This window comes from Nonomuraea sp. NPDC059023, from assembly GCF_042740095.1.
In the GTDB taxonomy this organism is placed as follows: domain Bacteria; phylum Actinomycetota; class Actinomycetes; order Streptosporangiales; family Streptosporangiaceae; genus Nonomuraea.
Genome location: NZ_JBHYIO010000011.1, coordinates 1 through 15,797, shown reverse-complemented (window position 1 = coordinate 15,797; position 15,797 = coordinate 1). Strand labels below are relative to the sequence as shown.

General features: G+C 67.8%; 29 protein-coding genes and 1 tRNA gene. 25 read left to right on the top strand and 5 right to left on the bottom strand.

Translation table 11 applies throughout. From position 1 onward, the window contains the following. The first annotated feature begins 117 nt into the window (after positions 1-117). Together ACFWYW_RS19845 and ACFWYW_RS19840 are read left to right on the top strand one after the other, a co-directional pair. On the top strand, positions 118-405 hold the full coding sequence (locus tag ACFWYW_RS19845; protein WP_379622670.1) for a GlsB/YeaQ/YmgE family stress response membrane protein: 288 nt from the start codon (positions 118-120) through the stop codon (positions 403-405). 73 nt (positions 406-478) lie between these two features. Beyond that, positions 479-754 carry a GlsB/YeaQ/YmgE family stress response membrane protein gene (locus tag ACFWYW_RS19840; RefSeq protein ID WP_379622668.1) on the top strand — a complete coding sequence of 92 codons (276 nt, stop codon included), beginning with the start codon at positions 479-481 and terminating at the stop codon, positions 752-754. Here ACFWYW_RS19840 and ACFWYW_RS19835 read toward each other — a convergent pair. Together ACFWYW_RS19835 and ACFWYW_RS19830 are read right to left on the bottom strand one after the other, a co-directional pair. Beyond that, a complete protein-coding gene (locus tag ACFWYW_RS19835; RefSeq protein ID WP_379622666.1) occupies positions 751-1,920 on the bottom strand; it encodes a fumarylacetoacetate hydrolase family protein in 1,170 nt (389 codons plus the stop codon). The genes ACFWYW_RS19840 and ACFWYW_RS19835 overlap by 4 nt on opposite strands. 72 nt (positions 1,921-1,992) lie before the next feature. Beyond that, positions 1,993-2,835 carry a DUF2637 domain-containing protein gene (locus tag ACFWYW_RS19830; protein ID WP_379622664.1) on the bottom strand — a complete coding sequence of 281 codons (843 nt, stop codon included), beginning with the start codon at positions 2,833-2,835 and terminating at the stop codon, positions 1,993-1,995. Positions 2,836-2,890: 55 nt separating this feature from the next. On the opposite strand from ACFWYW_RS19830, the gene ACFWYW_RS19825 reads away from it, so the two are divergent. The 4 genes from ACFWYW_RS19825 (at position 2,891) to ACFWYW_RS19810 (ending at position 5,788) form a co-directional block, all read left to right on the top strand. Beyond that, a complete protein-coding gene (locus tag ACFWYW_RS19825; RefSeq protein ID WP_379622662.1) occupies positions 2,891-3,277 on the top strand; it encodes a PPOX class F420-dependent oxidoreductase in 387 nt (128 codons plus the stop codon). 42 nt (positions 3,278-3,319) lie between these two features. Beyond that, positions 3,320-4,711, top strand: a complete 1,392-nt coding sequence (gene cysS / locus ACFWYW_RS19820; RefSeq protein WP_379622660.1) for a cysteine--tRNA ligase — start codon at positions 3,320-3,322, stop codon at positions 4,709-4,711. A gap of 23 nt (positions 4,712-4,734) precedes the next feature. After that, positions 4,735-5,694, top strand: a complete 960-nt coding sequence (gene rlmB / locus ACFWYW_RS19815; protein ID WP_379622658.1) for a 23S rRNA (guanosine(2251)-2'-O)-methyltransferase RlmB — start codon at positions 4,735-4,737, stop codon at positions 5,692-5,694. A 21-nt stretch (positions 5,695-5,715) separates the two neighbouring features. After that, a tRNA-Thr gene (locus ACFWYW_RS19810) sits at positions 5,716-5,788 on the top strand. 13 nt (positions 5,789-5,801) lie between these two features. Here ACFWYW_RS19810 and ACFWYW_RS19805 read toward each other — a convergent pair. From ACFWYW_RS19805 to ACFWYW_RS19795, 3 genes are all read right to left on the bottom strand, one after another. Beyond that, positions 5,802-7,448, bottom strand: a complete 1,647-nt coding sequence (locus ACFWYW_RS19805) for a hypothetical protein (RefSeq protein ID WP_379622656.1) — start codon at positions 7,446-7,448, stop codon at positions 5,802-5,804. A gap of 78 nt (positions 7,449-7,526) precedes the next feature. Then, on the bottom strand, positions 7,527-7,781 hold the full coding sequence (locus tag ACFWYW_RS19800; protein WP_379622654.1) for a hypothetical protein: 255 nt from the start codon (positions 7,779-7,781) through the stop codon (positions 7,527-7,529). Positions 7,782-7,942: 161 nt separating this feature from the next. Next, positions 7,943-8,437, bottom strand: a complete 495-nt coding sequence (locus tag ACFWYW_RS19795; RefSeq protein WP_379622652.1) for a hypothetical protein — start codon at positions 8,435-8,437, stop codon at positions 7,943-7,945. 148 nt (positions 8,438-8,585) lie between these two features. Here ACFWYW_RS19795 and ACFWYW_RS19790 point away from each other — a divergent pair, with 148 nt between their 5' ends. From ACFWYW_RS19790 to ACFWYW_RS19700, 19 genes are all read left to right on the top strand, one after another. Further along, a complete protein-coding gene (locus tag ACFWYW_RS19790) occupies positions 8,586-8,849 on the top strand; it encodes a helix-turn-helix transcriptional regulator (protein WP_379622650.1) in 264 nt (87 codons plus the stop codon). Between the two features lie 64 nt (positions 8,850-8,913). Then, on the top strand, positions 8,914-9,237 hold the full coding sequence (locus ACFWYW_RS19785; RefSeq protein WP_379622648.1) for a hypothetical protein: 324 nt from the start codon (positions 8,914-8,916) through the stop codon (positions 9,235-9,237). Then, the gene (locus ACFWYW_RS19780) at positions 9,234-10,022 is read left to right on the top strand and encodes a hypothetical protein (protein WP_379622646.1); all 789 of its coding nucleotides are present in this window, start codon (positions 9,234-9,236) and stop codon (positions 10,020-10,022) included. The genes ACFWYW_RS19785 and ACFWYW_RS19780 overlap by 4 nt, the downstream gene beginning before the upstream one ends. Beyond that, complete coding sequence (locus ACFWYW_RS19775) at positions 10,019-10,483, top strand: hypothetical protein (protein ID WP_379622644.1); 465 nt, start codon at positions 10,019-10,021, stop codon at positions 10,481-10,483. Before ACFWYW_RS19780 ends, ACFWYW_RS19775 begins: the two co-directional genes overlap by 4 nt. Then, a complete protein-coding gene (locus tag ACFWYW_RS19770; protein ID WP_379622642.1) occupies positions 10,480-10,803 on the top strand; it encodes a hypothetical protein in 324 nt (107 codons plus the stop codon). The genes ACFWYW_RS19775 and ACFWYW_RS19770 overlap by 4 nt, the downstream gene beginning before the upstream one ends. After that, the gene (locus ACFWYW_RS19765; RefSeq protein ID WP_379622640.1) at positions 10,803-10,961 is read left to right on the top strand and encodes a hypothetical protein; all 159 of its coding nucleotides are present in this window, start codon (positions 10,803-10,805) and stop codon (positions 10,959-10,961) included. Before ACFWYW_RS19770 ends, ACFWYW_RS19765 begins: the two co-directional genes overlap by 1 nt. Then, on the top strand, positions 10,958-11,080 hold the full coding sequence (locus tag ACFWYW_RS19760) for a hypothetical protein (protein WP_379622638.1): 123 nt from the start codon (positions 10,958-10,960) through the stop codon (positions 11,078-11,080). Before ACFWYW_RS19765 ends, ACFWYW_RS19760 begins: the two co-directional genes overlap by 4 nt. Before the next feature lie 10 nt (positions 11,081-11,090). Continuing rightward, positions 11,091-11,297 carry a hypothetical protein gene (locus ACFWYW_RS19755; RefSeq protein ID WP_379641027.1) on the top strand — a complete coding sequence of 69 codons (207 nt, stop codon included), beginning with the start codon at positions 11,091-11,093 and terminating at the stop codon, positions 11,295-11,297. Positions 11,298-11,365: 68 nt separating this feature from the next. Continuing rightward, positions 11,366-11,515 carry a hypothetical protein gene (locus ACFWYW_RS19750; RefSeq protein ID WP_379641025.1) on the top strand — a complete coding sequence of 50 codons (150 nt, stop codon included), beginning with the start codon at positions 11,366-11,368 and terminating at the stop codon, positions 11,513-11,515. Then, complete coding sequence (locus ACFWYW_RS19745) at positions 11,512-11,934, top strand: hypothetical protein (protein ID WP_379641024.1); 423 nt, start codon at positions 11,512-11,514, stop codon at positions 11,932-11,934. The genes ACFWYW_RS19750 and ACFWYW_RS19745 overlap by 4 nt, the downstream gene beginning before the upstream one ends. Then, positions 11,931-12,374: a hypothetical protein gene (locus ACFWYW_RS19740; RefSeq protein ID WP_379628148.1), complete on the top strand. Its 444-nt coding sequence runs from the start codon at positions 11,931-11,933 to the stop codon at positions 12,372-12,374. The genes ACFWYW_RS19745 and ACFWYW_RS19740 overlap by 4 nt, the downstream gene beginning before the upstream one ends. Beyond that, the gene (locus tag ACFWYW_RS19735; protein ID WP_379628146.1) at positions 12,371-12,643 is read left to right on the top strand and encodes a hypothetical protein; all 273 of its coding nucleotides are present in this window, start codon (positions 12,371-12,373) and stop codon (positions 12,641-12,643) included. The genes ACFWYW_RS19740 and ACFWYW_RS19735 overlap by 4 nt, the downstream gene beginning before the upstream one ends. Further along, positions 12,640-12,921, top strand: coding sequence for a hypothetical protein (locus ACFWYW_RS19730; protein ID WP_379628144.1), 282 nt, complete (start codon positions 12,640-12,642; stop codon positions 12,919-12,921). Before ACFWYW_RS19735 ends, ACFWYW_RS19730 begins: the two co-directional genes overlap by 4 nt. Beyond that, positions 12,918-13,688 (top strand): hypothetical protein, encoded by a 771-nt coding sequence (locus ACFWYW_RS19725; RefSeq protein WP_379628142.1) that lies wholly within the window; start codon positions 12,918-12,920, stop codon positions 13,686-13,688. The genes ACFWYW_RS19730 and ACFWYW_RS19725 overlap by 4 nt, the downstream gene beginning before the upstream one ends. Continuing rightward, positions 13,685-13,924 (top strand): hypothetical protein, encoded by a 240-nt coding sequence (locus ACFWYW_RS19720; RefSeq protein WP_379628140.1) that lies wholly within the window; start codon positions 13,685-13,687, stop codon positions 13,922-13,924. Before ACFWYW_RS19725 ends, ACFWYW_RS19720 begins: the two co-directional genes overlap by 4 nt. Then, on the top strand, positions 13,921-14,196 hold the full coding sequence (locus tag ACFWYW_RS19715; protein WP_379628138.1) for a hypothetical protein: 276 nt from the start codon (positions 13,921-13,923) through the stop codon (positions 14,194-14,196). Before ACFWYW_RS19720 ends, ACFWYW_RS19715 begins: the two co-directional genes overlap by 4 nt. Next, positions 14,196-15,104, top strand: a complete 909-nt coding sequence (locus ACFWYW_RS19710; RefSeq protein WP_379628136.1) for an ATP-binding protein — start codon at positions 14,196-14,198, stop codon at positions 15,102-15,104. Before ACFWYW_RS19715 ends, ACFWYW_RS19710 begins: the two co-directional genes overlap by 1 nt. Beyond that, on the top strand, positions 15,101-15,607 hold the full coding sequence (locus tag ACFWYW_RS19705) for a hypothetical protein (RefSeq protein WP_379628134.1): 507 nt from the start codon (positions 15,101-15,103) through the stop codon (positions 15,605-15,607). The genes ACFWYW_RS19710 and ACFWYW_RS19705 overlap by 4 nt, the downstream gene beginning before the upstream one ends. Next, a partial coding sequence (locus ACFWYW_RS19700) for a hypothetical protein (RefSeq protein WP_379628132.1) occupies positions 15,604-15,797 on the top strand: 194 nt, incomplete at its 3' end. The genes ACFWYW_RS19705 and ACFWYW_RS19700, both read left to right, overlap by 4 nt.

The window sequence follows — 15,797 nt, the reverse complement described above, 5'->3', positions numbered from 1 at the left end:
GGGGTGCGGCGGTCCGTCACTGGCGCGGTACGGACCGCCGCTCTTCCCATGCGTAGCTCTCCGTGATGCCGGGTAAACCCTTTGTGAAGCGGCAAGTGGATCTGGGGGGACCTTGTCATGATCGGAGCCATCGTCTCGGCGATCGTCATCGGCGCCATCGTCGGCGCGCTCGGCCGGCTGCTGGTGCCGGGCAAGCAGAACATGTCCATCGGCCTGACCCTCATCGTCGGCATCGTCGCCGCGCTGCTCGGCACGCTGATCGCCCAGGTGTTCGGCTGGGCGGACACCCGCGGCATCGACTGGCTGGAACACATCCTCCAGCTCGCGCTCGCGGTGGTCGGCGTCTGGCTGGTCGCCCGCATGCAGGCCACGCGAGGCTCGGGAACGTCGGGTCCCGCCGCGTAGGCATATTCACGAACGACGGGGTAGACCTCAGGCTGTGGGTGTGAAGGTCTCACACTTACCGGGAGGTGCCCACATGACCATCCAGTCCATCCTCGGCGCCATCGTGATCGGCGCGGTGATCGGCGCAATCGGCCGGCTGCTGATTCCCGGCAGGCAGGCCATCGGGTGGATCCTCACCATCGTCGTAGGCATCATCGCCGCTCTGGTCGGCACGCTCATCGCCCAGGCGATCGGCGTCGAGAACACCTCTGGCCCCGACTGGATCGAACTCGTGATGCAGGTCGTCCTGGCCGTCGTCGGCGTCGGCCTCGTGGCGGGGCTGCGCCGCAGCCGCGGGGGCAAGACCTAGACGGCGGGATAGACGGTCCCCGCGACCCCGCCGAACCCCAGGCGCGAACCATCGGCCGCGGGGACGGAGGCGGTGACGCGCACCATGTCGCCGTCGCGCAAGAAGACCCGCTCGGAGCCGTCAGGCATCCCGAGCGGGTCTCTGCCGTTCCAGGTGAGGTCCAGGAGCGTGCCTGCGCCCCCGACGGGCCCCGTGGTCAGGAGATCGCCCGTGCGCACCGGAGAGCCCGTCACAGAGGCGTGCGCGAGCATCTGCGCGCCGGTCCAGTACTGCCCCTGGTACTCGGGCCTGGCGACCGTCAGGCCGTTCAGCCGGACGTCCAGCTCGGCCCGGATGGCCACGTCGTCCTTGATCGTCAGGTAGGCCGCAGGTTCGGGGTCCTGGACCGGCTGGGCCGTACGCGCGTGGTTGAGCGCCGACAGCGGCACCACCCACGGCGAGATCGACACCATGAACGCCTGCCCCAGGAACGGCCCCATCGGCCGCGCCTCCCACGCCATCAGGTCCCAGGCCCGCCAGGCGTTCACCAGCACGGCGCCGAAGACGTGGGCGGGGAAGTCGGAGGTGCTCAGAGGGTACGGCGGCGCCGACGGCACCCCGACCACGTATCCGAGCTCGGCCGACAGGTCCAGCTTGGCCGTCGGGCCCACGTGGCCGCGTCTCAGCTGGCCGCTCGGGCGAACGACCGGCGCCCCCGACACGGTGACGGCGGCGGCTCTGCCGTACTGGCCGACGGGCATGTGCCGCCACGTGCGGGGCAGCGGATCGCGCTCGGGCGGCAGGAACATGCGGCCCACGTTCGTGGCGTGCTCCAGCGATGTCTGGAACAGCAGCAGGTCCGCCACGTTGAACGGCAGGTGCAGCCGCACCTCCTTGAGCGGCGTCAGCGCGGGAAGGACGTGCGGCCTGCGGCTCTCGTCGGTGAGCAGCTCCAGCAGGTCGGCGCGGACGTTGTGCCACACCCGCGGACCCGCGGCGAGGAAGGAGTTGAGCGTGCCGCTGGCGAACCAGTACGCGGGCGGCAGCGCGCCCTGCGTCGTGAGCAGGTGCATGTCGAGGACGTATTCGCCGATCGCCACCCCCACCCGCGGCAGCTCCCCGCGGCGCGAGAACACGCCGAAAGGGAGATTGAGCAGAGGGAAGTCGCTTCTCTCGGGGACCGGCACCCACGACATGATCGCCACGGCTGGCTGATTCCCTCACCCGGGTCAGGGGGCCGTGGGCGTACGGTCAAACTTTCATTCCTCAGGCGGTAACGGGGTGCTGCGCAGGCGTCCCGAGGGCGCCGGGACCTCGTCCCGCTCGCTGTCGTCGGCCTGCTCGGGACCGTGGCCGGGGTCGGCGGCCTGCTCCCCTTCCTCTTCCCCTTCCGCTTCCTCTTCCACGAACACGCGTACCGGCTGGGTGTCGGCGTCGCGGTCGGTGACCTCCGGCGTCCTGGGGTGGACGAGCACGTCGGTCGGCTTGACGCGGTCGCCCCAGCGCACGGGCTCAGGCTCTTTCTGAGGCTCTTCTTCCGGCTCTGGTTCGGGGGGTGACCAGCGGGTGACCCGCTCCGACAGGGGCGGCAGTTCCTCCGTCTCCTCCGTCTTCGGTGGTTCGGGCCGGTGGAAGGGCACGATGTCCGGCTCGGGCTCCGCCTCTTCCGGTACGGCCGCGCGTCCCGCCTGCACGTGCTTGATCAGGAGCAGCCACAACCACAGCGCCACGGCCAGCATGATCCAGGGGGCGAGGGCCACGCCCAGGGCGGCCTGCCGTACATCGAAGGAGAAACGCAGCGCCGTCGCCACGTTGACCGCCGCGGCCGCGACGATCAGCAGCACGAGCGCGGTCGCGGCCTGGGCGCGCACGAGCGGCCGGGCCGTGCGCAGCAGCAGGACGCCGGTCAGCGCGACCACGAGCACCGCGTCGAACGCGGCCGGATAGAAGAACGCGAGCTCGGGCCGGGCCTCACCGAGGATGGCCAGCTCGCGCAGATCGTCGAAGGACAGGGCGCAGGCGGCGCCGGTCAGGGCGGCCACCGCGAGTCCGGCAAGGGCGAGGCCCAGGCGGCGCAACGTGGAGGGGGGAGTCACTTCCATGGCGAATTCGAGACTACAGAAGAATGGGTGACAGCAAGCGATCAAGGGAGATTCCATGGCAGAGCTCTCCGACGACGTGCGGAGGCTGTTCGACGGCCCCAACTACGCGACGGTGACCAGCATCAATCCGGACGGCGGGCCGCAGGCGTCGGTGATCTGGGTGCGCACGGACGGCGACGACATCCTGTTCTCGACCGTCAAGGGCCGGCGCAAGCCGCGCAACTACGAGCGCGACCCGCGCACCAGCATCGTCGTCATCGACCCGGACAACCCGTTCAGGTACGCCGAGGTACGCGGCATGGTCACCCTGGAAGAGGACCCCGCGGGCGACCTCATCCAGGAGCTGTCGCGCAAGTACACCGGTGCGGCCTGGGAGGAGCATGCGGGGGCGGAAAGGCTGATCGTCCGGGTACGTCCGGAGAAGGTCTTTCTCAAGGGGTGATTGTCGGCATGCGACGCCACCCGAGGCGTTAGCCTTTCTTTCGTGAGCCTGCACCTTTACGACACCAGCACGCGCGCCATCCGTGAATTCGTTCCGGTCGAAGCCGGCCGGGCGTCGATTTACCTGTGTGGGGCCACCGTGCAGGCGCCCCCGCACATCGGGCACATCCGCTCGGGCGTCAACTTCGACGTGCTCAGGCGCTGGCTGACGCGCTCCGGCTACGACGTGACCTTCTGCCGCAACGTCACCGACATCGACGACAAGATCATCAGGGTGTCGGCCGAGGAAGGCGTGCCCTGGTTCGTCGTGGCCGAGCGCAACCAGCGCGCCTTCACCTGGGCCTACGACACGCTGGGCTGCCTTCCGCCCACCGTCGAGCCGCGCGCCACCGGCCACGTGCCCGAGATGATCACGCTGATGGAGCGGCTGATCGAGCGCGGTCACGCCTACGCCTCGGGCGGCGACGTCTACTTCGACGTACGCTCCTACGCCGACCGCTACGGCTCGCTGTCGAACCAGCGGCTGGAGAACATGAGGCCCGCCTTCGACTGCGACGACGACTCCCACAAGCGCGACCCGCGCGACTTCGCCCTGTGGAAGGGCGAGAAGCCGGGCGAGCCGACCTGGCCGACGCCGTTCGGACCCGGGCGGCCCGGCTGGCACCTGGAGTGCTCGGCCATGGTCACCAAGTACCTGGGCCCGACCTTCGACATCCACGGTGGCGGGCTCGACCTGATCTTCCCGCACCACGAGAACGAGATCGCCCAGTCGCAGGCGGCCGGCGACGGCTTCGCCCGCTACTGGATGCACAACGGCATGCTCAAGATCGGCGCCGAGAAGATGAGCAAGTCGCTGGGCAACTCGCTGCTCATCCCCGACCTGGTGCAGAAGGTGCGCCCGGTCGAGCTGCGCTACTACCTGGCCGTGCCGCACTACCGCTCCTCCATCGAATACTCGGAGGAGGCGCTGCTGGAGGCGGCAGCGGCGTACCAGCGCATCGAGGGCTTCGTGACCAGGGCCGCGGAGGTCATCCACGACGTGGACGCCCACGCGCCCCTTCCCCAGGCCTTCGCCGACGCCCTCGACGACGACCTCGGCACCCCGCAGGCCGTGGCCGTCATCCACGAGGTCGTCAGGGAGGGCAACGTCGCACTGTCCAAGGGCGACAAGGAGGCGGTGGCCCGCCTGCTGGCCGAGACCCAGAACATGCTGGACGTCCTGGGCCTCGACCCCCGCTCGCCCCAGTGGCGTACCGGCGGCTCCGACCTCAAGCCCGTCGTCGACGCGCTGGTGGCGGTGGCGCTCGAGCAGCGCAAGGCCGCCAGGGAGCGCAAGGACTACGCGGCCGCCGACGCCATCCGCGACCAGATGACCGCCCTCGGCATCGTCGTCGAGGACACCCCGCACGGTCCCCGCTGGGAACTGGCGCGCTGAATTTCGCCGGTACCCTTGGTCCCATGGCAGCAGGTGGTAGGGCGTCCGGTCGACCGGCGAAGAAGAAGGGCCCGGCCAAGGGCACCGGTGGGCAGAAGCGGCGCAGCCTGGAGGGCAAGGGCGCGACGCCGCCCGCCCACATGCGCCACTGGTTCAAGGACAAGTCCCGCGAGGAGCGCATCGCCCGCGAGGCCAAAGGCGGCGCCGGCCGCCAGCCGGCCCGCCAGCGGCGCTCCGAGGACGCCCCCGAGTACATCGGTGGCCGCAACCCGGTCCTGGAGGCCATGCTGGCGGGCGTCCCCGCCAGCGCCCTCTACGTCGCCCAGCGCCTGGAGAACGACGACCGCGTCCGCGACTCCATCAAGATCGCGGCGGAGCAGGGCATCGCCCTGCTGGAGGTCAGCCGCGACAAACTCGACCGCCTGACCGAGGGCGCCGTCCACCAGGGCATCGCCCTGCAGATCCCCGCCTACGACTACGCCCATCCCACCGAACTGATCACCCTGGCCGAGGACGCCGCCGAGATCCCGCTGATCGTGGCCCTGGACGGCGTCACCGACCCCCGCAACCTCGGCGCCATCGCCCGCTCCGCCACCGCCTTCGGCGCCCACGGCATGCTCATCCCCTCCCGCCGCTCCGCCGGGGTGACCGGCGGCGCCTGGAAGACCTCCGCCGGCACCCTCGCCAACCTCCGCGTCGCCCGCGCGTCCAACCTCACCGCGGCGCTACGGGAGTACCGGGAGGCCGGCCTGTTCGTCGTCGGCCTCGACGGCGAGGGGACCGTGGACATCGGCGACGTCTCCCTCTTCACCGAGCCGCTTGTTGTCGTGGTGGGGTCGGAAGGGAAGGGGTTGTCCCGGTTGGTACGGGAGCAATGTGACGCGCTGGCCAGGATTCCGATGCAGGCGGCGGCCGAGTCGTTGAATGCGGGGGTGGCGGCTGGGGTTACCTTGTATGAGGTGGCTCGTCATCGGCGTGGGTGAGCGTCTACACTGATGGGCTGTGCCGACGTAGCTCAATCGGCAGAGCATCTGTCTTGTAAACAGAAGGTCAGGGGTTCGATTCCCCTCGTCGGCTCGCAGGTCAGGCCCTATGCGGAGACTCTTCGCAGAGGGCCTGACGCCTTTCTGGGCGATTTCTGGGCGATGATCTTGCCGCTTGAAGATCGGAACGGCGCGAGGAGTTCGTCGAGAACCCGGACCGGCGATCGAGGGCTCAACGCGAACCGCTGACGCAGCGAATCCAGCCAAAGCTCCTGAAGAGCATCTCTGAGGCTGCCACGCATCGTGTCGGACACATGCGTGTACACACCACGCAAACCCGGCACCGAGTGGCCCATCTGCTTCGCCTGAAGAATCTCAGGCGTCGCGATCTCCGACATCCACGTCTTCGTGCCATGCCGGAAGCCGTGAGGCGTCAGCCCCACGCGGATCGGTAGCCATGACGCGAGAACGGCCTCCGCACCGGTGATGTGGACCCAGCGCTCAAGGATCTCCATGCGTGTCATCGCCTCCGCCTCCGCCCGACTGAGTCCCCGTGACACGGCGAACGCCACCAGATCGGTGCGCGACGACGCGGCGTTCACGCCCAACCCCTGCGAGTGCCGCGGCTGGCGGCTCAGCCGCGGCGCCACGAACGGCACGCCTTTCTCCGCAGCGGGCCACGGGGACAGAGGGGCGCCAGGCCAGCCACCGGACAGATCCACGAGGACCGGCCGCGCGGGTGTGACCACCTCCTTGTGCCTGGTCGTCGCCGGATACCAGGCGTCGGTAGCCGGGTCCACGTACCGCCGCGCGTAGTTGCTGTTGCGGAAATGGCCCCCCTTGGGGCCAAGGAACACGAACCGCTGCCCGCCGGGGCAGGGCTGCTCCTCCTGGCCGTCGATGGTGAACGGCTTGTGCACGCACACCTGGCTGGCGCGGGCGGAGAGAAGCCAGGACAGCAGCCTGCCAAGGAACGGCGGGATGTCGATGTCCCGATAGGAGTCGTCCTTGGGTGGAAGGAGGTAGTGCTTGCCGCCGTCCTCCAGGAGCTGCCACTCCACCCGGATGGACGACAAGCGGACGAACTCGGGCTTCAGACCGATCGTCTCGCTCCACCGCAGTCCGCAGTAGGCCATGGTCAAGGCCATGATGAAGTCGTCGTCGCGCCCGGACAGGATGCCGACGCGCTCGGCGAAGAGCAGCATCTCCAGGGGCGATGGCCAGACCTTCTCCGGGCGGCGCTCGGACTTGCCGGCTCCGGACTTGCGCCCGCGGCGTCGGCCGACGCTGGCGGGGTTGCCGTCAATGCGGCCTTCCACCGCGGCGTCGCCGAGGATCGTCCCCAGCAGGGTTCGCGCCCGCTTGGGGACTCCGCCTCGCGCGTAGACCTGGCGCAGTCGCTGCTCCCACTTCGCGATGAGCGACGGGGTGATCTCCGACAGGGCGAAGTGGCCCCACTCCGGAAGGATGTAAGTGTTGATCAGGTAGATGTAGCCCTTTCGCGTCTTGAGCGAAAGGTCCTGGCCCGGCCACCAGTGGTCGACGATCCAGACCTCCAGCAGCATGTTGCCGCGATTGGGGTCTTTCCATCGCTGGCGCCGGATGTCCGATTCCTGATCGGTGCCCCACTGCTCGGCGGCTTCCTCCGTGAGGAAAGGGTTGCCGTCGTCGTCTGTGGAACGGTTCTTCCACTTGCCGTCGGGACCTTTGTAGAACGCTCGCCAGCTGTCTCCACGTTGTTGTCCATACGCCATCGCATGGTCCTTCGGTGGTTGGGGGAGTTGGGGGTGGCCGCCTGGTGGTGGGGACACCAGAGCGGTCGTTCGCAGCGCCTAGCAGGCCTCGGCGAGGTCGTCGCCGTCCTCATGGACACGCTGAGTCAGGCCGAGAACCTTCCCGCGCAGGTAGGCGAGCTTACGCTCGGACTCCTGTGCCTGGAGGGCTTCGGCGCGGCCCTGGGCGCGGCCGATGACGATGCCTTCCTCCTTGCCGACGACGAAGCCGGCACGGCGGTTGATGGCGGCGCTGACGAAGGTGCCGATGCCGATCGCGAGGGCTGCGATCGCCATTTCTCGGAACATCGACATTGGTGCTCCTTACTCCCCTTACACACCGGCCTGAGGTGTGACCGGTGGGGAGTATGACGCCTGAACGGTGCTGATTGGTTTACCTGAGTGGTTTGAGTTTTAACAGGAAATTCACCGTGTCATGATCGCACTACGTTACGTGGTCAATACTGTCCGTATTGTTATGGTTGGTCCGAATTCGAACTCTTGTCCAGAAGCAGCTTGCGCCACCGTTCGAGCCGCTGTCGATGAGCCCGTCCAGCCTCTTGCTCTTCCTCTTCGATCGCCCGCTCTACCAGATGACGCACATCCGGGGAGACTGTCTCTGCAAGCTGTGCGATCTCGTCTCTCAACTGCTCGATCTCGGTTTGGAGTCCAACCTCTGGGGGCGCGGCGAGTTGGGTGAGCGGTCCGCTTCCCGGAGCCGCGGATGGCAATGGCGTTGGATCGCCGCCAGTCAGGACTGTGTCAACGCTGCCCTGCTCCCACCGGAGTGCGGCCTCCAAGCCGGCCTTCATGAGTGGCGTGATGGCGGTCTCATTCTTGCGAATCCGCCTGAGGTGAGCGGTGGACATGCCGGCGAGGGACGCCACCTCGTCCCACTGCATCCTCAGAGCCACGCGCCGGCCATCCATCTGGGCGGTCAAACGCGCCCTGGCGCGCTCCTCGGTCATCATCTGGGGCTCCATCCGCGAGTGCACTTGAGTGCACTTTAGCGCACATGCGCAGGTCAGTCATGGTGTCTCGCTTGGCTCTTTCAGGCATAGTCGAATGAACATGAGCGCTCTATTGCGCCCGAGTGCACATGAGCGCTAATGTGCACCCATGGCGAGAAAACTCCTCCGCCTCCCCTTCGACGGGAACCGCCTTCGGGCCGCCCGCGAGGACGCGGGATACAGGCAACAGGACCTGGCAGATCTGTGTACCGAGCAGGGAACGCCCGTCTCTCGCTTCCAGGTGGTCCGGGCCGAGAGTGGCAAGTACATGCCTCAGCTGGAAGTCCTCGAAGCGTTCGTCCGAGCGCTCAACGTCGAAATTGACGATCTCCTGACTCCGCGAGATGCGATCAAGTCGGAGTGTGCCCGATGAGCGCTCTAGCGCTCTATGGCGCTCCCGCTACAGCCACCTACCCTGGGGCTCCAGGAGCGGTCCAATGATCGCGCCGCTCCTCGGCAAGCATCAGATGGCCGACCTGCTCGGCAAGCCCGTCTCCTTCGTCGAGGAGAACTGCCGCCTCCGCCGCTGGGACTTCTCCTTCGTCGGCGGCGAGTACAAGTTCACCGAGGCACAGGCGCAGACCGTCATCGACAGCTTCGCGGTGGCTGCTGCCACTCCGGAGCCCGAGAGGGTCGAGCAGCCCGCTCCGAAGCCTCCGCGTCAGCGCCGGGAGAAGCGCGCCGTCACCAACCCGAGCGGCGTGATCCAGCTCAAGGCACAGCCAGAGCGCTCCCGCCTGTACAAGCAGGGGGTGGCATGAACGAGATCGCCACCCGGTTGTCGCCGGTCGATGCCCGATCCCTGACCGACGAGATCCGCAACACCACGGAGCGGCTGTACGCGCTGCTGCTCCGCGCCTATGAGGGGCAGGCGTGGACGGCGCTTGGATACGGGTCGTGGCGCGACTACGCCATGACCGAGTTCGAGATGTCGCAGTCGCGTGCGTACCAACTGCTCGACCAGGCGCGCGTGGTCAAGGCGATCGAGGACGAGGCGTCCGTCGTCGAAGCCGAGGTTGACTTCGACGTCGAGGTGGAGGTCCAGCCCCGTTCCACAATTGTGGAATCGGCACCTCCGGTGCTGCCGACCGAGTCGCAGGCTAGGGAACTCCGTCCTCTTCTTGATGAGCCGGCGAAGCTGCGGCAGACCTGGCGTGAGGCGAAACGCGCCACCCAAGGGAAGCCGACGGCGTCCGCCGTACGCGAGGCACGCGAACGAGTTGAAGGGGCGGCGCGCGAAGCCGCCGAGCAGATCGCCGAGGTCAAGGCCGAGTTCGACGAAGCGGCCGAGCGGGAGCGCGAACTCGCCGCCATGCCCGGCATGCAGTCGCTGAACGAGCGGCTCCATCGCGAGCAGCCGTACGGCTTGGCAGCGGTCAGCATCCGGTACGCGATCGAGCAGATCCCGTTCGACATGGACCCTGTCGAGCTCGCCCACAACATCCCGTCCTACTCCGAGCACGACGTCGAGCGGCTTCCCGCCGCCCTCGCCTGGCTCGCCTCCTTCCAGTCCGCGTTCCAGGCGAGAAGGGCATCGGTCGCGTGAGCCGCAAGAACCTGTTCAGCCGCATGCTGCGCGAGTACATGGCCAAGGCCATGACACACCGCGACCAGCTAGTCGTTGCCGACATCGCCGACGAGTTCATCGACGCCTACCCGGACCTTGTGGAGCAGGCGACGCGCTCGCTTGTGGTGCGTGCTGTCGCTGCCGCGATGAAGGAGTTCTGTTCCCAGGACGACAAAGGCGGCGACCAGCCCACCCTGTTCGACGGCTTGCCGGTCGGCATTGTCATCGCCCCCGGCGTGATCAAGCCTCGCGGCAGGTGCACCTGGGCGGATCTCCAGGTCGGCAGGGAAGAGCGCGTCGCGAACATCGGCCATGCCCAGGATCGGCTGCGCCGCTACGACTTCGCGCTGAACAGGCTGCGGATGCCGATGCAGGGCGACCCGTCCCTGACGGCCGATGACGCCGCCGAGCTGCTGCTTCGAGAGGACGAGGAGTCATGACGGCGTCTGAGCAGATCGCCTGCTTGTTCGGCCGCCAATCAGACGGCTCCTACGCGATACCGCACGACCTGACTGGCGACACGATCGGCATCTTGCCCCTGGTAGATCGCCTCGCCGGAGCCACCGGAAAGTCCACCGATGAAGTGCTGTCCATGTCCTGGATCGACCTCATCGAGAACTGGCTTCGCGCGGTCGTACGGACGGAGGCACTGATCTTGCGCCGGTATGCCCGAGAGAACGGGCTCAACCATCTGGAGCAGACCCTCGCCGAGGCGCTGGCGGACTACGTCGAGCAGGCCATCCAGGAAGGCGGCGAGTGATGGCCGCGAAGAAGTCGAACGTCATCCCGTTCAAGCAGCGCCCGCTGAGCCCGAAGAAGGTCTTCAAGGACCGGATCGCCGCGCGCATGGACAGCACCTCGGTGTGCGGATGCGGCCAGGTCATCAAGGCCAGCACTACCTGCGGGCAGTGCCCATGACCGCCGCCGAGCTGTTCAACGAGCGCTGCGCCGAAGCGTTCGCCTGCCACGCCCTGCGCCTTGACGTCGATGACGCCCTTGAGCTGGCAGCCAGCTTCCAGCTCACCCCTGCCTTCTGAGGAGCTTCTCGTGCTCAACGACGACCAGCGTCGTACCCGCTACTTCGCTCAGACCGGCCGCAGCGAGCTGACGCCCCGTCAGCGCCGCCGGGTCCGGCACAAGGACAACCACCAGTCGGCTCTCGCGGTGATCGCGCGGGACGAGAAGACGAAGGCGAAGGTCGCAGCCGCCGAGGTGCGCAAGCGCAGCGCCCTGCTGCCCGCCACCAGCAAGTAGGTGGCCCCCGCCGGCGCACACCGGCGAAGGCCCATCCCGCTCAGAGATCCGAAGAAGAGGAGCAGGACATGAACACAAGCGTAATCCCCGCCGAGGATGACGTCGCCGGCCAGACCGAGGTGTGGGAGGACCTGAAGCGCCTCTCGCCGCGCGACTACCAGCAGGCCGTCCACAACATCGAGACCCGTCTGGGTGAGCGCCCGGCAGGTGCCCGATGATGCCCGCGCAGGACCGTGAGGGTCTGCTGGATGGCTTGATCGTGGCCGTCAACCTGTTGACCGCGCACCCGGAGCTGGCGCCGTCCGATGTCGGCTTTGCCGACCCGTGGCCGTTCTACGTGCACACCGTGGAGGACGCTCTCGCCTGGATCCGCGTGATGAATGGGCCGCCAAGGTCGGGCTTGATATTCGAAAGCACCAGCGACCGTCTCCGCCTGTTCGGGCAGATCCGCGGGCTCAAGGTGTTGGTGATCCTCCGCCAGCACGGCCTCGCGGAGCGGGCCGAGGAGCCACACCCTTCCGACCCACACGGCCAACGCACCTGGTGGCGTATCCCCAAGGCGCTCGCCGACGCCATCGACCTCACAGACGGCAACATCATCGCCCCTCTCGTCGAGCAGCCGGAGAGTGCGTCATGAGCAACACCGAAGCCAAGCGCGCAGCGTACACCGCAGGGCTTCGCGCACTGGCGGACATCCTCGACGCCAACCCCGACCTGCCCTTGCCGTACGCGGGCACCGACTCCACTCTCAACTGGATCGAGCTGGGCGACGAAGCGCGCCGCGGTGCGGCGGTCTTCGCCCGCCTTATGCCGGGTGCGGTCGAGAAGTCCGTGAGCGAGACCGCCGGACAGTTCTACCTGGAGTTCACCCTCCACGGGCTGAATCTGCGCTGGATCGCGACCCGGGAGGAGATGTGCGAGCGGGTTGTGGTCGGCACCCACGAGGTCGAGGTGGAGGAGCCGGACCCTGACGCTCTGGCGCTCGTCCCGAAGATCAAGCGGACCGAGATCGTCGAAGACGTGGAGTGGCAGTGCAGGCCGGTCCTCGCTGGCGAGCGTGCCGAGGTGGCGTCATGAGCACCCTTCTGGCCGTCGAGCAGGCGTGGGCTCCCGCTCCTGGCGCCACCGTCACCCGGGACGGCACCGACGGCACGTGGATCGTCCAGGACTGGGAGGACTACGACACCGTCTGGGTCCACCGGCCGGACGCGCGCATGTTCCCCACGATCGGCCGCTCTTCCGCCGGGCTGGTGGATCTCTCCGGCTGGCGCGAGGAGCCCGAGGACTCCGAGCTGGTCGCGGTCGCTGACCTTCGCCCCGTCGAGACAGCGCGAGGTGCGGCATGAGCACCGACACCCAGGCGTGGCTGACGCCCGCAATCCAGGCGGCTGCCCGCGCCGTGCACCACCTTGCCCAGGAGGCAGCTGCTCATCCGGGACGGGCGGGGTTGTGGCGGGACAAGAAGGCCACCAAGGCGGCGCTGCGCAGGCTGTGCGCACAGAGCGTGTATGCCGAGCATCCGGGCTGGGAGTACTTCCGCCAGTACCGGCTCTTCATGGAGCGGGAGCGGACGGTGCTGGCTGAGGCTGCCCGTCTCGCCGAGCAGGCGGGAGGCGCGGCATGAGTGTGGAACTGGATTCGCCGCTCGTCTTCGATGCCGCTCTGCGGAAGATCGAAGCGTACTGGGCCGTGCCCATGATTCTGAGGAACCGGTTCGAGATGGACCTGTTTCCGATCGTCGGCACCGAGCATGACCAGCTCGTCCCGTCCGGGATCGATAATCCGTACTGGGAGTTGATCCGCCGGCTTCCCTCCCGTAACGACGGCACCTGGCAGGGCGTCACCCCGTACGGCTATATCCGCGACCTGGACATTGGCCGGACGGCGCTCGTTACCACCTATGCGTGGTCGATCCCCAGCCCGGGTGACATCTCCTGGATCGCCTCCTTGCTTGATGGCCGCGCCGTGGTCGAGGTGGGCGCCGGGTCGGGCTACTGGGCGTGGCAACTCGCGCAGGCAGGTGTGGACGTCGCCCCGTATGAGCCTGAAGACCTGGCCGACAACACGTTCGTCGGCGCCGCCGAACCGTACGTCACCCTGCTCAAGGACGGCGCCTCCGCTGCACGTGAGCACCCGGACCGGGCCCTGTTCATGTCGTGGCCGTCCTACGGCGGCTCGTGGGCCGCTCACGCACTGTCGGTCTACCAGGGCGACCTGTTCATCTACGCAGGCGAGAGCGAGGGCGGCTGCTGCGCCGATGACCCGTTCTTCCACCTGTTGGGCGCCGAGTGGACCGAGGTCGGAGACAGCCTGCATCACCGCACCTGGTGGGGCATCAACTGCCGCCTGATGGCCTTCCGCCGCAAGAGCCAGGCGGAGGCGACGTCATGAGCTCCTCCACAGACTTCGCGATCAGGCGGCTGACGCTTGAGGAGATCGAGCGTCACACGGAGCGCGGTTACCGCTGCGCCTCCGGGGCCTGCTGGGACGTCGTCGCCTTCGACAGCTCTTTCCTCTACCGGACTGGCAGGGCTGGACGCATGGAGCGGCGCCACCGCTGGCTGTGCGGCAAGTGCGGCGGCAAGTTCGCCGCCAAGCACGACATCGCGCTGGAGGTGTCGTCATGACGGGCCGCTGGCTGACGGTCACCGAGGCAGCTCACCGCTTGGGTCTCACCGTCGCACAGGTCGAGAAGCTCCTGGATTCAGGCGTCCTGGCCTGGCGGCGACACGACGGAACCCACCTGTCCATCGCGGAGACGTCGGTAACCGCCCTCCTGGCCGAGCACGCGAAGGGCCCGTTCTGGTCGCCATGGAGCAGCGCTGACCACCCCGAGGACCGCGACGACCAGGCCGATTTCGACACCGGCACCCCCAACGACGAGGGAGACGAGCACTGATGGGCTTCACCTTCACGCCTGCCACCAAGGAGGAGGCGAAGGCGCGCGTGGCCCTGACCGGACCCTCCGGCTCAGGCAAGACGTACACGGCGCTCACGGTGGCCTCGGGCCTATCAGACAAGGTGGCCGTGATCGACACCGAGCGAGGAAGTGCCAGCAAGTACGCAGACGAATTCGAGTTCTCCCGTCTGAACCTGCAGTCGTTCGAGCCGCACACCCTGTGCCAGGCGCTCGCCGCGGCATCCGCTGCCGGGTTCGGCGCGGTCGTCGTTGACTCGCTGACACACTTCTGGTCTGGCACGGGCGGCATGCTGGAGCAGGTCGACGCCGCCGCGAAGCGCGGATATGGCGGCAATTCCTTCGGCGGGTGGAAGGAAGCTCGGCCGCAGGAACGCCAGATGATCGACGCGCTCGTCTCCTACCCGGGCCATGTCATCGTCACGATGCGGTCGAAGACGGACTACGTCATCGAGGAGGACCAGCGCGGCAGGAAAGTGCCGCGCAAGGTCGGCCTGAAGCCCGAGCAGCGCGAAGGAATTGAATACGAGTTCGACATTGTGGGTGACCTCGACCACGAGAACACGCTGGTCATCACCAAGTCCCGGGCTCGCACGATCGCTAACCGGGTGATCCCGAAGCCGGATGCCGAGTTCGCGCAGGAGATCGCCGCTTGGCTTGGCGACGGCAAACCCTCCCCAGACGCGCTGCACTTCAGGGATCTGCTGCTCGACCAGTACGCCACCCAGGAGGACGTGGCGACGGCCGGCGCGGACATCCGGGCGCGTGGACTCTTCGGCGCCCAGGTCGTCGACGAGCACGGAGACGCCGTCGCTCTCGGAGAGCTGGCCCGCCGCCGCTGGAACGAACTGGGCAAGGCCAAGCCCGCCGATGGCGGTGAGGCGGCATGAGCGACCTCACTCCGAAGGAAGCACGCCTCGTCTTCGCCCTGCTGAAGATGCGCGCCTCGCAGATTAGAGCCGTGCTGGACCTGGTCACCCCGTTCATCGAGCAGGAGCCTGGCGACAGGAACGCCGCCAAGCTCGGTTCGGCCACGCTCGGCAAGGTCACCAAGACCGAGCCCGAGGTGAAGGCCATCGTCACCGACCGGGAGAAGTTCACCGCCTGGGTAGCGGAGACCGCGGCGTCCGAGGTCGAACATGTGCCGACCGTCCGCGCTGCCTACGAGATGAAGCTCCTGGAGCAGGCCCTGGCCGCCGGAGCTCCGGTGGACGCCAACGGTCAGGAGATGCCCGGTGTGACCCTCGGGTACGGCTCCACTCCTCAGCAGCGCTTCTATGCCGACGAGGGTGCGGACCGGCTGTTCGCGGTCGTCGAGCCGAAGGACCTGCCGGAGATCGAAGGCGTAGACCTGGCCGCTCTTCTGGGCGTTAGCAGGGACGGCCAGTCATGACCGACGTCTTCCAGAAGGGTGCGTCCGGGTCCTTCGAGTTCCTGTCCGAGGACGCGGTGCTCACTCCCGCCGCCACGGACATGTTCTTGAGGCGGCTCAACAACGAGCTTGGGCTGTCGCAGCTCGCGGTGAAGCGTGCGCGCGAAGCCGAGCTTCAGGCCGAGTACAACTACATGACCGCGCGGGCGCC

Bases quoted from the DNA above. Each gene is read 5' to 3' on its own strand.
- ACFWYW_RS19845 (WP_379622670.1), top strand. From the start codon at position 118: ATGATCGGAGCCATCGTCTCGGCGATCGTCATCGGCGCCATCGTCGGC.
- ACFWYW_RS19840 (WP_379622668.1), top strand. From the start codon at position 479: ATGACCATCCAGTCCATCCTCGGCGCCATCGTGATCGGCGCGGTGATC.
- ACFWYW_RS19830 (WP_379622664.1), bottom strand. From the start codon at position 2,835: ATGGAAGTGACTCCCCCCTCCACGTTGCGCCGCCTGGGCCTCGCCCTT.
- ACFWYW_RS19825 (WP_379622662.1), top strand. From the start codon at position 2,891: ATGGCAGAGCTCTCCGACGACGTGCGGAGGCTGTTCGACGGCCCCAAC.
- rlmB (WP_379622658.1), top strand. From the start codon at position 4,735: ATGGCAGCAGGTGGTAGGGCGTCCGGTCGACCGGCGAAGAAGAAGGGC.
- ACFWYW_RS19805 (WP_379622656.1), bottom strand. From the start codon at position 7,448: ATGGCGTATGGACAACAACGTGGAGACAGCTGGCGAGCGTTCTACAAA.
- ACFWYW_RS19800 (WP_379622654.1), bottom strand. From the start codon at position 7,781: ATGTCGATGTTCCGAGAAATGGCGATCGCAGCCCTCGCGATCGGCATC.
- ACFWYW_RS19795 (WP_379622652.1), bottom strand. From the start codon at position 8,437: ATGATGACCGAGGAGCGCGCCAGGGCGCGTTTGACCGCCCAGATGGAT.
- ACFWYW_RS19790 (WP_379622650.1), top strand. From the start codon at position 8,586: ATGGCGAGAAAACTCCTCCGCCTCCCCTTCGACGGGAACCGCCTTCGG.
- ACFWYW_RS19785 (WP_379622648.1), top strand. From the start codon at position 8,914: ATGATCGCGCCGCTCCTCGGCAAGCATCAGATGGCCGACCTGCTCGGC.
- ACFWYW_RS19780 (WP_379622646.1), top strand. From the start codon at position 9,234: ATGAACGAGATCGCCACCCGGTTGTCGCCGGTCGATGCCCGATCCCTG.
- ACFWYW_RS19770 (WP_379622642.1), top strand. From the start codon at position 10,480: ATGACGGCGTCTGAGCAGATCGCCTGCTTGTTCGGCCGCCAATCAGAC.
- ACFWYW_RS19765 (WP_379622640.1), top strand. From the start codon at position 10,803: ATGGCCGCGAAGAAGTCGAACGTCATCCCGTTCAAGCAGCGCCCGCTG.
- ACFWYW_RS19760 (WP_379622638.1), top strand. From the start codon at position 10,958: ATGACCGCCGCCGAGCTGTTCAACGAGCGCTGCGCCGAAGCGTTCGCC.
- ACFWYW_RS19750 (WP_379641025.1), top strand. From the start codon at position 11,366: ATGAACACAAGCGTAATCCCCGCCGAGGATGACGTCGCCGGCCAGACC.
- ACFWYW_RS19745 (WP_379641024.1), top strand. From the start codon at position 11,512: ATGATGCCCGCGCAGGACCGTGAGGGTCTGCTGGATGGCTTGATCGTG.
- ACFWYW_RS19740 (WP_379628148.1), top strand. From the start codon at position 11,931: ATGAGCAACACCGAAGCCAAGCGCGCAGCGTACACCGCAGGGCTTCGC.
- ACFWYW_RS19735 (WP_379628146.1), top strand. From the start codon at position 12,371: ATGAGCACCCTTCTGGCCGTCGAGCAGGCGTGGGCTCCCGCTCCTGGC.
- ACFWYW_RS19730 (WP_379628144.1), top strand. From the start codon at position 12,640: ATGAGCACCGACACCCAGGCGTGGCTGACGCCCGCAATCCAGGCGGCT.
- ACFWYW_RS19725 (WP_379628142.1), top strand. From the start codon at position 12,918: ATGAGTGTGGAACTGGATTCGCCGCTCGTCTTCGATGCCGCTCTGCGG.
- ACFWYW_RS19720 (WP_379628140.1), top strand. From the start codon at position 13,685: ATGAGCTCCTCCACAGACTTCGCGATCAGGCGGCTGACGCTTGAGGAG.
- ACFWYW_RS19715 (WP_379628138.1), top strand. From the start codon at position 13,921: ATGACGGGCCGCTGGCTGACGGTCACCGAGGCAGCTCACCGCTTGGGT.
- ACFWYW_RS19710 (WP_379628136.1), top strand. From the start codon at position 14,196: ATGGGCTTCACCTTCACGCCTGCCACCAAGGAGGAGGCGAAGGCGCGC.
- ACFWYW_RS19705 (WP_379628134.1), top strand. From the start codon at position 15,101: ATGAGCGACCTCACTCCGAAGGAAGCACGCCTCGTCTTCGCCCTGCTG.